The organism is Ureibacillus chungkukjangi (assembly GCF_003217295.1).
Classification (GTDB): Bacteria; Bacillota; Bacilli; order Bacillales_A; family Planococcaceae; genus Ureibacillus; species Ureibacillus chungkukjangi.
In genome coordinates this window covers 182,844-196,411 of record NZ_QJTJ01000005.1, presented here as the reverse complement: position 1 = coordinate 196,411, position 13,568 = coordinate 182,844, and the positions used below count along the sequence as shown (strand labels likewise).

At 37.2% G+C, this 13,568-nt stretch carries 10 protein-coding genes and 1 riboswitch; of the genes, 2 read left to right on the top strand and 8 right to left on the bottom strand.

The window, feature by feature from the left end; genetic code table 11:
* Positions 1-462: 462 nt before the first annotated feature.
* Positions 463-834, bottom strand: coding sequence for a VOC family protein (locus BJ095_RS06430; protein ID WP_107933482.1), 372 nt, complete (start codon positions 832-834; stop codon positions 463-465).
* A gap of 235 nt (positions 835-1,069) precedes the next feature.
* On the opposite strand from BJ095_RS06430, the gene BJ095_RS06425 reads away from it, so the two are divergent.
* Positions 1,070-2,464 carry a hypothetical protein gene (locus BJ095_RS06425; protein ID WP_107933480.1) on the top strand — a complete coding sequence of 465 codons (1,395 nt, stop codon included), beginning with the start codon at positions 1,070-1,072 and terminating at the stop codon, positions 2,462-2,464.
* A 42-nt stretch (positions 2,465-2,506) separates the two neighbouring features.
* Here the strand turns inward: BJ095_RS06425 and BJ095_RS06420 are convergent, their stop codons facing one another.
* Positions 2,507-3,046 carry a DUF2812 domain-containing protein gene (locus BJ095_RS06420; protein ID WP_107933478.1) on the bottom strand — a complete coding sequence of 180 codons (540 nt, stop codon included), beginning with the start codon at positions 3,044-3,046 and terminating at the stop codon, positions 2,507-2,509.
* A complete protein-coding gene (locus BJ095_RS06415; RefSeq protein WP_107933477.1) occupies positions 3,043-3,363 on the bottom strand; it encodes a PadR family transcriptional regulator in 321 nt (106 codons plus the stop codon). Before BJ095_RS06415 ends, BJ095_RS06420 begins: the two co-directional genes overlap by 4 nt.
* A 156-nt stretch (positions 3,364-3,519) precedes the next feature.
* On the opposite strand from BJ095_RS06415, the gene BJ095_RS06410 reads away from it, so the two are divergent.
* Positions 3,520-4,389 (top strand): helix-turn-helix transcriptional regulator, encoded by an 870-nt coding sequence (locus BJ095_RS06410; protein WP_107933475.1) that lies wholly within the window; start codon positions 3,520-3,522, stop codon positions 4,387-4,389.
* A 72-nt stretch (positions 4,390-4,461) separates the two neighbouring features.
* Here the strand turns inward: BJ095_RS06410 and BJ095_RS06405 are convergent, their stop codons facing one another.
* The 5 genes from BJ095_RS06405 to BJ095_RS06385 form a co-directional block, all read right to left on the bottom strand.
* Entirely contained in the window at positions 4,462-5,736 is a 1,275-nt protein-coding gene (locus BJ095_RS06405) for an MFS transporter (protein ID WP_107933473.1), read from the bottom strand.
* A gap of 263 nt (positions 5,737-5,999) precedes the next feature.
* A complete protein-coding gene (locus tag BJ095_RS06400; RefSeq protein ID WP_107933471.1) occupies positions 6,000-6,860 on the bottom strand; it encodes an MBL fold metallo-hydrolase in 861 nt (286 codons plus the stop codon).
* A gap of 515 nt (positions 6,861-7,375) precedes the next feature.
* The gene (metA, locus tag BJ095_RS06395) at positions 7,376-8,314 is read right to left on the bottom strand and encodes a homoserine O-acetyltransferase MetA (RefSeq protein ID WP_107933469.1); all 939 of its coding nucleotides are present in this window, start codon (positions 8,312-8,314) and stop codon (positions 7,376-7,378) included.
* A gap of 102 nt (positions 8,315-8,416) precedes the next feature.
* A riboswitch (SAM riboswitch) is annotated at positions 8,417-8,526 on the bottom strand.
* Between the two features lie 97 nt (positions 8,527-8,623).
* The gene (locus BJ095_RS06390) at positions 8,624-9,391 is read right to left on the bottom strand and encodes a hypothetical protein (protein ID WP_107933468.1); all 768 of its coding nucleotides are present in this window, start codon (positions 9,389-9,391) and stop codon (positions 8,624-8,626) included.
* 9 nt (positions 9,392-9,400) lie between these two features.
* Entirely contained in the window at positions 9,401-13,174 is a 3,774-nt protein-coding gene (locus BJ095_RS06385; RefSeq protein WP_235867590.1) for a DEAD/DEAH box helicase, read from the bottom strand.
* Between the last annotated feature and the right edge of the window lie 394 nt (positions 13,175-13,568).

Sequence of the window (13,568 nt, the reverse complement as noted above, 5' to 3'; positions counted from 1 at the left end):
TGTGAGGCTGGCAAGCCTTTTTTTGTTGAAACTTGAGTTGCAACGTTATGTACTTTTCCTTTTCAAAACTCTGTACTTCTATTTTGCACTAAACAACACCACCCTCTCAGAAAGCTTAATGAAAAAATTATACAGAATTTTAAATTAAATAATCTTTAAAATAATCTTTAATAATAAAAAAGATATCAAAAAAATTTGAAACATATATTGGATTAGATATATTTTAAGGGCGTGCAACAGTTGACAGTCAACCAATTTTCCAACAAAAGTCAATGGTTACCACTCGTAAAACTCGTTCAAACAATATAGTAATACTTTCCCACTTAAACTTTTTAATACAAGGCTTTGTTAAATAGTATTCTTGTTTTTTAGCAAAAAAAATGGGATCGTCTGATTTGGACGTTCCCATTCTTATTTCTAAAGCACCCGTTAATGAAATACGATAATTTATTTATTATAAGCTTACCAGTGTACTTGAAGTCTATTACCATTTGGGTCATAAAAGTGGAAAAAGGCATGACCATTATCTTCTTTTATATCCTCGACTTTAACTTGATTATCAATTAAGTGTTGATGAAATTTAGATAATTCTGGACTTGTAAAGCCAATGCTAAACTCTTGTTTATTATCAATTGTAAAATGTGCAAATGTTTCATCTTCGGTAGGAACTAGGATAATTAAAAAAGGTCCTTCATTTACTTTTAAAATTGCAAGTTCCCCAGTATTGTTTAGTAACTGGAGCCCTAGTACATCTCTATACCATTGTGCAGACATTTCTAAATCTTTTACAGGAATTCTAATATAATGTACTTGTTCAATATATGATTTACTCATACTCTTCTCTCCTTTATTTAATCTGGTATATCAAATAGTTCCCTTTTTATATCTCGTTTTCCTTCCGAATATGGAATTACAATGCCCTTTAACTCTCACCCTAACATTTGCTTTGAAGTGATGGTAATTAATAACATATTTTATTGATTTTAAAATTTATTTATCTTAATCCCCCTCCTCACCATCTAGTCATACGCCTCATATTCTATGGGTAAACGAACAGAGGGGATGAATTATGGGTGTTGATTTGTCGGCGTTACATTGGATATATGTGACGTTTATTGTGTTAATCATTGGGTTTATGGTCAGACGTCGTGATACGTCTTTAATTTGTATTATCGGGATTTTCGTTATCGCTATTGTGGCTACGGGAGATTTTACCGCTTCAATTAGTGGGGTATTTAACAGCTTTATATACGCCATCAATGAACTATTATCTACTATTCTCATTATCTCCATTATCGTTGCCATGAGCAGGGTTCTCATGAAGACTGGAATCAATGAAGTGATGGTGTCTCCTTTCACTAAAATCATTAAAAACCCAACTCTTGCCTATTGGACAATTGGGATTTTAATGATGATAATCTCTTGGTTCTTCTGGCCATCTCCTGCAGTTGCTTTACTTGGTGCAGTTCTGCTTCCTGTAGCGATTCGTGCAGGGCTCCCGGCACTGGGGGTCGCTATGGCGATGAACTTGTTTGGTCATGGAATTGCACTTTCTTCTGACTTCATTATCCAAGGTGCTCCTAAGTTAACAGCAGATGCTGCTGGGATACCTGTATCTGACGTAATTACTGCAAGCATTCCCCTTGTTATTGTAATGGGTGTTGTTACAACGGTTGTTGCCTTTTTCATGTTGAGACGTGATATGAAACGTGGAAAAATGGAAATGCTTGGTACATTTGATAAAGAGAAAAAAGACGAGGTTGTTAATACAAAATTATTAAGCTTAGGACAACGTAAGTTCTTTGCTGTGCTTATACCTGTTGCATTTGTGCTAGATGTTGTGGGAATGGCCGTCTTTAACCTTTCCGGTGGAGATGCTACTGCCCTAGTTGGTGGAACGACTGTCTTTATTCTCATCCTGCTTGCTATCTTTGCTCATAAAAATGATGGACTGGAGAAAACGACAAGTTATTTAATCGAAGGCTTCCAATTTGGGTTTAAAGTATTTGGACCTGTAATCCCGATTGCGGCTTTCTTCTATTTAGGAGATTCGGGCTTTATAGCGGTACTTGGCGAATATTTACCAAATGGCTCTCAAGGAATTGTAAATGACCTCGGTGTTGCACTTGCTGCTATTGTGCCTTTAACAGGTGAAGTTGCTGCGATGACTCTAACAACAGTTGGTGCAATTACTGGATTAGATGGATCTGGTTTTTCTGGAATTACGTTAGCTGGATCTATAGCTAACCTGTTTGGTACAGCAATTGGAGAAGGTACGGCAACTCTTACAGCACTTGGTCAGATTGCAGCAATCTGGGTTGGTGGAGGTACATTAGTTCCTTGGGCATTGATTCCAGCTGCTGCCATTTGTAATGTCAGCCCATTCGAATTAGCTAGACGAAATTTAATTCCTGTAGTAATCGGTCTAGTCGTTACGACTATTGTTGCGATGTTCTTGCTATAAAAAATGTGGGTTATCCTTAAGCTGGATAGCCCACATTTCTTTTTAGTAGCTTTTTGTTATCGTTAATTTCTTTTTACGCAGCATTAACGCAACAACCATCATAAGTGTTGGCACTGCAAAAACCATTGATATTAAGAAGATGATTTTACTAAATTGCTCAATTGGACCTGTTAAGAAATTCATTAAAAGATAAGAGATCATAGTTAATGGAAGGATAAACTTTCCAATTAAAGAAACCGGCTTTAAAAGTCGGTCTAATTTATCGACTGCTGATTCTGTATCGCTGTAAATAGGAGTAGTACCATATGGTGCCTTGAAAATATGGATATCATAGCTTGAACAAACATGCTCCCAGCCAGCTTGTGAAAATAATTCTAAATACTCCTCTTTTTCACCTTCTTTTAATAAGCGATAATCCACGCTATATTGAACGTGCTCAGGTGCTCCTTTTTCTAAACGAAACCCTGCAAATGCAAGGCTTTTTAATCGCCAGCCTTGTTTCGCTTTTTTGCTTAGCTTTTCTAAATCCTGCTTTTCTGCAAAGGCTAAACCCCAAGACATTATATACTTTGTTTTTTTCATATTGTTTTGTCCCCCTCTAGTCCTTTTTCCGCAAGCTCAATCATTACTTTTCTTCGCTTAATATCTTCCGTTAACACTTCTCTGCCCTTAGCTGTAAGGACATATACCTTCCTTCTTGAATCCGAGTCATCATGCAAAACGATTAGTTCTTCTTTTAATAATTTTTTTATAATTGTATAAAGAGAGGCAGGTCCTATCACAAAGCTCCCCTTAGTTGTGTCCTCGATTAAATTCATGATTGCGTAGCCGTGCCTCGGTTCAGTAAGTGCTGCCATGATGTAAAATACCGAATCTGTTAGTTGTTCTAATGACTTCAAAAAATCACCACCTACTATATCACTTTTTGATATATCTAATTATAATATATCAAAAAGTGATACATTAAACAATTGATAATTGGAAAATTTAGCAATCTCAATCAAATATTTAATTTCAATATCAGTTATAGTTAATACAGAAGTGAGGTGATGTAGTTGAACTATAGCAATTTAACTCAGCAGGCTATTTCATTTATTGAAAATCATTTACTAGATAATTTACATGGACTCCCTAAAGCAGTTGGGTATTCAAAATTTCATTTATTAAGGATTTTTAAGAAGGAAACGGGTTTAACCGTTGGAGAATATGTTCGAGTGCGCCGTTTAGCTAAAGCAGCTACCCTTCTTATAAAAACAAATGAATCGATTATCTCAATCGCATTCTCCTTGCAATTTCAATCACAGGAAGCTTTTTCAAGAGCATTTAAAGAGGTCTATTCACTGCCACCAGGACAATTCCGAAAGCTAATGAGAGAAATTCAGATGATGAAGGAGGAAAAAGAAATGAGTATAAAAGAAGATGTAAAAGGCTGGTCATTAAGTGGAAGTAATCCAGAGGCTTATGAAATGGCTGTAGATCCTGTCATCTTTCACACTGGCGCAAAATCAGGAGTTCTTTATTCCATAAAAAAAGTAAACGATCAGCAATTTGCAACAATGATGCAGGGCTTCCAAGCAAAACAATACCAGGGAAAACGGCTCAAACTATCCTGCTTTCTAAAGACAGATGATGTCACAAAGGCAAGTGCTTGGATGAGAATTGATAACAGTTCAGGTGATTCAATTGCCTTTGACAATATGCATAATCGGTCTATAACAGGGACCTCTGATTGGAATCACTATACCATTGTTCTAGATGTACCTGAAGAAAGTACGTCCATTCATTTTGGAGTTCTTTTAATTGGAAAAGGAAAAGTTTGGGCAGATAATTTCCAATTTACTGTAGTTGATGAAAAAACACCTACTACAACTCATTCAGGCCATGAGCTATTACCTGAGGAGCCTATCAATTTAACGTTTGAATGAACTAATGCTTCAATATAAAAAATGGGTAATCCACAAATTCGGATTACCCATTTTTATTTGCTTATCAAATCATTAAGTGGATAAAGGACTTTCCCGTTTCATGGTAAGTAAGATTAATAGTCCTACACCAATAATCCCTGCAAGCAAGAACATTCCTGAAGTTAACGTGAACATACCTAAAATCGTCGGTCCTACAAAGCCTCCAAGTGCAGCGAAGGAGTTTACTAATGCAATACCCACCGGTGCTGTAGACTCTGTAAAGAAGAATGTTAAGTAAGCGAAGAAGCAGCCTGCAAATCCATAAAGACCAAAGGATGCAATGGATAAAACGATAACCATTGGCGCTACCGATGAAACGCTTGCACAGCCGATAAATCCAACTAATGCAATCACTAGGCAGATTAATAAATGCTTTTTGTGGCTACCCGTTCGATCGGCATTCCATCCAACAAATAGAGCTGCTGGGATAGCCACAATATTAGGAATCATTGCTAGCCAGCCGATTTCTAGATTCGTAGTATTTGCCTCTGATAATGATTTAATGATTGTTGGAACCCAGAAGGATAGCCCATAAATTCCCGTATAACCCGCAAAGTAAAATGCAGATAGCTTCCATACAGTTAAGTCTTTTAACATTGATAGTTTTGTAGATTTATTAATCTTGCTGCTTGCAATTCTTTCAGCCTCTAATTCTTTTTCTAGCCAATTTTTCTCTTCTTCTGTTAGCCATTTTGCATCTTTTGGACGATTAGTTAAGTAAAATAGCACGATAATCCCAAGAATTAAGGCAGGAATCCCTTCTAATATAAACATCCAACGCCAGCCTGACATATTCGCCCATGAGATCGTATCAATAATCCATGTTGAAAGTGGTGCCCCAATTAAACCGCCAATTGGCAATGCTAATATCAAGATTGCCGTCGCTTTAGAGCGTTCTCGTTCTAAAAACCAATACGTAAGGTAAAGTATAATTCCAGGGAAGAAACCAGCTTCCGCCACACCTAATAGAAATCTTAAAATATATAAATGTGTCGCACTCTCAACAAATCCTGTTAAAACAACAACGATACCCCATGTCAGCATAATTCGGGCAATCCAGATACGTGCACCGACTTTATGCATAATCATGTTACTCGGTACTTCAAAGAAAAAGTAGCCAATAAAGAATATTCCCGAAAGCAGACCGAACACTTCCGCCGTTAAAGCCATCTCTGCATTCATCTCAAGTGCTGCATAGCCCATATTGACACGGTCAAGATAAGCTACGATATACAAGATTAAGATAAATGGCAGGATTCTTAAATTTCTTTTTCTTGTAGCAGACTTTATAATCGCTTCATTTGTCATTGCTTCACTCCTTTTCAAATCTATTTTTAATGCTAAATTGTGTTGAGGCTCCCTCCCTTTGATAGTCATAGAAGATAAAGGTATAAGTAATTGATATTTTGAAATAAAAAAACGAATTAAATTGGTATAAAATTACTTTTGATGAGTGTGGGTATTTTTAAATCATTCTATTACCCAGGGAGTGGTGTTATTCGTAGATTAGGGGGGATAAATTTTGGCGAGTAAATAGAAAAAAGGATGTTTTTCACATCCTTTTTAGTAAATTAGTTTTCAGTGCCATCTACATACCTTCCGTGCTTTGGTATCGCAATTTTGTCAAAATCATTTACTAATAAAGCTAAATTATCTTCTAATTGCTGCCCCTCCATCGGTAAACCATGTCCTGTGATTGCAACATTCGGCTTTAGGTCCTTAAGTTTTTTCACGGAATACCAGGCTTGCTTCCAATCCGTTGTAAAGTAACGAGGTGGACCACTAATTTCCTGGTCTTGTACAAGTACTTTAAAAAGGGATTCCTGTTTTACCGTCACAAAAGCATCCCCAGCAATTAACGCTCCATCAGATTCTCTAAAAAATGAAACGTGTCCAGGAGAATGCCCAGGTGTGTGTATCAATTGCCATTCCTTTAATATTGGCACAGAACCATCGTTTGGTAGAGGTTTTACATGCTGCCCTAAATTGATAGGCTCATTTGGAAAATAGGGAGAAATTCTTGCTACAAGCCCACCTTCAACAGTAGGGTCCGCATCCGGATAACTCTTCTGTCCTGTTAAATAAGGGATTTCTAATTCATGAGCATAGACTGGCACACCCCAATGCTCAATCAACTCGATTATTGCACCAACATGGTCAAAATGTCCGTGAGTTAAGAGAATACCATTTGGACGTGCATCCGGGCCAAAACGTTTTTCAGCTTCTTTTATAATGGTATTCACAGACTTTGGCATCCCTGCGTCGACCAATGTCCACCCTGTCGGAGAGCTTGGTTCACCAATCATACATAAATTAACTACCTGCGTTGTAAAGGAATATATATCCGGTCTTACTTCCTGTCCCTTTCCACTCGATACCGAGGTCATCGGAATATATTTGTAATCTTCACCATAATTCATCTGTTCAGACATATCTTATATTGCCTCCTTCCAATTGTATTTTTTCTTTAATCACACTTGCTATTCATCCTTAATAAAGAAATACCCAAAAATTTGTGAGTTTCCAGTCAAATAAGAGTAAATTGATTGGATGACTTGAAGAAGTGTCTTTCATGTTGGTCTTGGTTATGAAGGACACTAGCCTTCGATTACTTGATAAAACTTTATTTCATTTTCGTTATGAAAGACACTATTATTCGTTTACTTGATAAAACTGTCTTTCATCTTGCTTATGAAAGCCACTATCATTGTTTACTTAATAAAACTGTCTTTCATCTTGCTTATGAAAGACACTAATCCTTGTTCACTCGATAAAACTGTATTTCATCATGCTTATGAAAGACACTAGTCTTTGTTTACTTAATAAAAGTGTCTTTCAGCTTTGTTATGAAAGACACTTTTCTTCATTTACTTGATTAAACTGTCTATCAGCTTATATAAATTTACAAATTAAAAAGCCATGTGTCTTTTCACATGGCTCCCCTAAATTAAATATGGAATTCAATTGTATCCTCAATATAATGCCATTCGAATGGTGTTTCTTGGTATACGTAGTAGTTTAACCAATTGTAGAACAGCAGGTAGGAATGGGCACGCCAAGTGTTTTTAGGCGATTTCTTTGGATCATTATCCGGGAAGTAGTTGACCGGGATATCTACTGGGTCGCCTTTTTCCACGTCTCGAATATATTCATCTGCCAAAGTTGTTGCGTCATACTCTAAATGTCCAGTAATCATAATATGCTTCGTATCCTTGGACTGGACAATAAATGGACCGGCTTCCTCAGAATAGCTTAGTAATCGTAAATCCGGATGATTTTGAACTTCCTCTAAGGAAACAGAAGTGTGACGTGAATGTGGTGCTACATACTCATCGCTAAATCCGCGCACTAAGTCTACCGTTAAATCCGTAATAACATGAGAGTATACACCTGAGCATTTCTTTGGCAGCTCAAACTTTCCAATATTGAAATGTTTATAAAGAGCGGCCTGTGCTCCCCAACAAATATACATACATGAAGTGACATTCAGCTTAGCCCAGTCCATAATTTCAGAAATCTCTTCCCAATAGCTTACATCTTCAAAATCCATGCGTTCCACTGGAGCACCTGTAATAATCATTCCATCGAAACGGCGATGCTTGATTTCATGAAATGTCTTGTAAAATGTATCTAAATGTGATTTTGATACATTTCTTGATGCATATGTAGCGGTGTTTAAAAAGGTTACATTGGTTTGTAATGGCGTATTCCCTAATAAGCGTAATAACTGTAGCTCCGTTTTCTCTTTTTCAGGCATTAAGTTACACACCAAAATATTTAAAGGTCGAATTTGTTGCGTGCTTGCACGGTCTTCTTCCATTACGAAGATTTTCTCTTTACGTAATATTTCTCCTACAGGTAAATTCTTTTGTATATTGATAGGCATTAATATTCCCCCATTTCTTTACATGCCAAATTCACTCTATTTTGGACAATAAAAAACCTCTCATTCCAGCGTGAGAATGAGAGGGTATAATCGATACGCGCACTCTTATCTCCCAAGACAAATATGCCTTGCTGGAATTAGCACCTTTCTAACGATGTTAGAGGTTGCTGAAGCTTCATCGGGCCATTTCCCTCTGCTTCTCTTGATAAGATAGATGAAATTAAACTAATACTAACATGGATTATAAATATTTGCAATATTCGATATTTCTATTAATTTGAATTTAAAATATATAATCGAAATCACTTGCTATTTCTGAGCTAATTTATCACGCCAGGTTGATTTTTCATTTTCCCCAATGAGCTGCTCCAGTTGCTCGTCCCATTTATCCAATAATGTATTCCAAACACGTGAAGTAAACAAATCCTTCTCTACCTCATACAGCAAAAATTCGATACAGGGTACGTCATTTACCTGAACATCCTCGACTGAATCAATCGAAGTGATGAAGAGCTTGTTTTCCTCAGTGTCATCATTATCTTCATTGATGGCTTGTAGCTCTTGAATCACTAATTTATCTTCTAATGTAGGCTCATTTTGCTGAATCTGATATCGGAAAATTTGCTCCGGAAAGTCCTCAAATTCAAGCACCTCCTCAAGATCGCCATTTAAAAAACTATTATGTGTCGGGCTGTATAAAAGCTCCGTTGCGGTTTCATCCTGTTCTTCTTCAAAGACGCCATTGGCAAATTGCTTCTGCCCTTTCTCCGTTAGCTGATAAAAGGATTCAACTTTTGCAATCAATCCTGTTTTTTGCATTTTAGATAATAAATCTTCTACAAAAAGCTGCTCTACAAGGAGAATTTCACTGATTTGCTCGGCACTTTCAAATTGAGTATCCTTCAATGATAGAAACAGCATCTTCATAAGAATATCCATTTTTGTACGAACAACGGGCTTATACGTAACATTTAAAGTATGAACAGGAACACACCAAGTGTCAGCTTGGAGGATGGATGCTTTTGAATTTTTTGTAAGCTCTGACTCAAGTGATTGTTGCAAGGATTGTATTTCCATAGCTCCTCCTTATGAAATAAAGCTTTCAATTGTATTTCGATAACCCTCTTGAGATTTCACTGTATTTAACAACGTTTTATACATTTTACGAGTTTCTTCTTTTTTCGGACGGTTGACGAACATTTCTGTACTACCGATTAATACCAATAATTCTCTTGCACGAGATAAGGCAACGTTTAAGCGACGATAATCCTTGGCAAACCCAATATCCCCGTGTTTGTTGTCATTATTCCGGACCATGCTTACCAATATCACGTCCATCTCCATCCCCTGGAATTTATCGACTGAACCAGTTCGGATATGTAGATGCGGCAGACTTAGCTCCTGTTCAATAAGTCGGTTAATGCGTTTGACCTGTGCTGCATAGAAGCTAATCACTCCAACAGATTTTAATTCGTCTTGTAGGATTAGTCCTTCAGCTTTAGCTTTTGCCGTAGCCTCATTTAAATCAAGTAACATATTTCGAATAACATTGATTTCGGACTCATTTAGTAAACTAGAGCCACCCTTCATGCGCTCCTCAAAGAATTCCTGTTTGTTCGGGATGTCCACCCATAGCAGGTGTTCATTTCGATTAATGAATGAACTCTGTAATTTGTGATCGCGTAAAGCATCTGAATCAGGAAGACCACATTGTAATGAATCATTTTCATATTCATAGAATGGGGAAATTGTTTTCATGATGTTTTCATGCATACGGTATTGAATCGCCAGCATTTTCTTATTAGAAGCTGGAAGATTTTTGTATAAGCGTTCAAATAGAGATTCCTCAAGAAGCTTTTCTAATTCGCGTTTCTCCTCAAAGGTATCGCTTTCCTTAATAACCGTTTCCAGTGTTTCTTCGAAGGTATCATCACCTATTAATGGAGGAAGCTGATGATGGTCCCCAACAAGTACAACTTTTTTTCCTTTAAGCATTGGTAGTAAAAGCTCAGGAGGCGTTGCTTTTGATACCTCATCGATAATAACCACATCGAATATCGGATAGTTCTCCATAAACTCTTTATTTGCTGAAGCGACACAGGTTGTCCCAATAACATTTGCATGTTTTACATAAAGCTTACGAATCTCGTCCAAGTCATGCTCTGTTGCCTGTTCAAGCAGTGCCTTCCATTGAAGCTGCATGTTCTGTGCTACTGGCAGCATTTCGATTTTTTTATGCAATTTTTGGACTTGTTGCTTTGTTTCTTCGGATTTTTCCTTGGTTTTTTCCAATTCAAGCTCTGGATTTTGCTTAGTGATTTTTTCTAGTAGCTCACTTTCTTTTTCAAGCTGAATACCTTTTGCATTGTATTCCTTTAATTGGGCGATATACTCCTTTAAAACTGCTTCACCATTTGTAATTTGTTCTTGCACACTTTGTAGCTCTTCTTGCTTTTTCGACAGTTGAGTTTTAAGACCATCGATTTTTTCTTTGTTTTGCTCAAGCTCTATTATTTCTTTTTCCAGAACTTCACGCACAGTTTGTATCTCAGCAGCAGATGGAATGGACTCAAGTTCTTGTTTTGTAAAATCAAATGCTTGTAGCTGAGCCTTATATTGAGATTTTCTAGCTAGTAGATTTTCTTCCTTCGTTTTTAATGAAAGCATCGAGCCCTCATCAATTCCGCCCTGCTGCATCATTTGATCCACTATGTCTTCTTTTATTTTGTTGAATACCAATAGTGATTCATCGATTAAAGCACGATAACGAAGAGCGATTTGATTTATAGCAAGCTTTCTTAGGAAAAGTCCTTGGATGGAACGTACTCCATTGTCTTTATTAATCTTCTTTTGTGCAAACGCACGACTTAACTTTGTTAAAAATTCATCAATCTCTTGGAGCGAATAATGATGAGTTGTCGGCAACTCGGGCATTTGTACATGAATAGCGAGCGTTGTTTGGCTAAAATCAATGGCTTTTTCTAAGCGGCTTGATATTTCATTCAGTGATTTGTAGCCAAGTAGCTGCTCATGAATTTTCTCCATGTCAGAAAATAGGCGATTTAAGACATATCCCCTACGAATTTCATGCTTCTCTATAAACGACTCGACATCTTGTACTTTTTTTAAGGCCTGTACCTCTTGAATTGTTGAATCCATTGAGCTAGATCTGTCTTCAAAGCTTTTACTTTGTTTTCTAGCTTCTTCTAAATGGGCTTCGATTTTTTCAAGCTCTGATTTTACTTGAGTATATTCCAGCATTCGATTACTTTTTTGAATGTTGGATTTTGCTTTTTGAACCTGTTCATCGATTGTCGAAGCAGAACCGATAGCTTTTAGGCTTTCCTTCATTTCATTAATTCGTGTAGAGATTTTAGTGCGTGACTCTATAAGCTTTTCTAGCGTTTCTTCCGTTTTTTCACGCTCTTTTTTTAGTGGAATGATTTGTTTTTTTAGCTGAGTGATTTCTTCAGAGATGACCGCTAATTTTTCCTTAGCAGCTTCTTTTAGTTTGATTTCCTCTAGCAATTTAATTTCTATTTCTTTTAAGTCAGCAATATCTGTTTCAGCATTCGAGATTCCATCCTTTAACTGCTGTTCCTTTGATTTATGCCCCTCGATTTCCTTTGTGATTGCTTCATAGGTCTGCTTTTTCCAGTACTCTGAAACATTTTCCTCTATGAATTTTTTACCCTCTTCTTCGATACTCTCAGTACGTCCATAACGAAGAATTCGAATATCTTTATTGTTCAATAAACGGCTTAATGCATTATCAACGGCCAAGTTCGATTGAGACGCAATTAAAGTTTTGAGTCCCGCTTTGGCATTTTGATAGCAAATCTCTGAAATTACAGTAGTTTTCCCTGTACCAGGGGGACCCTGTATAACATAAAGATCTTCTGCTGAAATAGCACCAGCAACCGCAGCCCTTTGATATTCATTTAAATTGTTGTGGAATTCAATCTCTACATCAGTTTTTCGTTCACTGATCTTTGGCGTATCCTCAAATAGAATATTTTCAAGATTCGGGTTTGCCGCTAAGCCTTCTTTTAGTCGTTCAAAGCCCTTTAATAGACGATTTAGCTGTGATTTAGTGGAAGCATTACTAAAGGTGATATGTTCAGTTGCGAAATCAAAGTCATTAGAGCGTGCAAGCTTTGCTACTTTGGGATTTAGCTCAATTTCAACTGTTCGGTCCTGTTTATGAGCCTTAACAACCTCCCCAATTTCTCGCTGGAAGCCTTTAACATAAGCACTTAAACCCTTTAACTGCTTCCATTCCTTTTCTTCAATTCCGTTGCAGCGTAAAGTGACCTTGGAATAGTCGGAGCTATATTGGATCGAGCTAAAGGTCGCATCAATATCATCAATCGAAGCATTTTTGTATTGAACCTTTAAATACCCCTCCCAGCTGGAAATACGTTTGTTGATAAAGTCAAAACGTTCCTTTGCAACTGGTAATTCCGCAATTGTCGAAATAAATTCTTTTGGATATGTATGGCCATTGATGCGCGATGGCACAAGTCGAATCTTCATTCGTTGGCGGCGATTGGTTGCAACAGGTGTGTTTTTCCCTCGTGTTCGGAAGCTTTTAGCAACTAAACCGTTCTTAAGGTCAAAAGCGCAGTCCATAATGACAACCCGCTCGTCAAATTTCTTTTTAAGCTTTTCATTTCGTTGGTTATCAAAGTAAAGGGTTAAGGATAAGGAAGTCTCTTCGACAGATTGCTTCTCTATATATATATCAAATGGGTTTTGTAGCTTAAAGAAGGAGTGCTCATCCTGAAAGTGTTGTTTAATGGCATCTCGAGCAGTATTCGTTAGGACGATAAAGCATTTTACCGTCTCAATTGTCTCCATTTTTTGCACCATGACTACACCCCTCCCTTTCGATTCGAATTTTACAGATAAACTTAATTATAACAAGATTCTTTCCGTCTTGGTAGCTTGACACGAAATGTTTGAAAGTTGTTAAAACTGTTTGGGGAATGGCGTGGCGTTATGAGGCGGCAATAGCGTGGAGATTGCTGGTGGAATGGGGTGCATTCTGGATATGAAGTAGATTTTGGAGTGAGTTTTCTGGGGGCTGGCGTTTATTAATGTTGTGAAGTGCAGCTTGGTGTGAATTTGCTCGTTTGGTACAGTTCATTTTTGTTATGAAGTGCATCTTGATGCGAATTTGTATGCGCCATGTAGTTCATTCTTGTTATGAAGTGCATCCCGTATCGAATTTACTCTCGTTATGCAGTTCATC

Bases quoted from the DNA above. Each gene is read 5' to 3' on its own strand.
- BJ095_RS06430 (WP_107933482.1), bottom strand. From the start codon at position 834: ATGAGTAAATCATATATTGAACAAGTACATTATATTAGAATTCCTGTA.
- BJ095_RS06425 (WP_107933480.1), top strand. From the start codon at position 1,070: ATGGGTGTTGATTTGTCGGCGTTACATTGGATATATGTGACGTTTATT.
- BJ095_RS06420 (WP_107933478.1), bottom strand. From the start codon at position 3,046: ATGAAAAAAACAAAGTATATAATGTCTTGGGGTTTAGCCTTTGCAGAA.
- BJ095_RS06405 (WP_107933473.1), bottom strand. From the start codon at position 5,736: ATGACAAATGAAGCGATTATAAAGTCTGCTACAAGAAAAAGAAATTTA.
- BJ095_RS06400 (WP_107933471.1), bottom strand. From the start codon at position 6,860: ATGTCTGAACAGATGAATTATGGTGAAGATTACAAATATATTCCGATG.
- metA (WP_107933469.1), bottom strand. From the start codon at position 8,314: ATGCCTATCAATATACAAAAGAATTTACCTGTAGGAGAAATATTACGT.
- BJ095_RS06390 (WP_107933468.1), bottom strand. From the start codon at position 9,391: ATGGAAATACAATCCTTGCAACAATCACTTGAGTCAGAGCTTACAAAA.
- BJ095_RS06385 (WP_235867590.1), bottom strand. From the start codon at position 13,174: ATGGAGACAATTGAGACGGTAAAATGCTTTATCGTCCTAACGAATACT.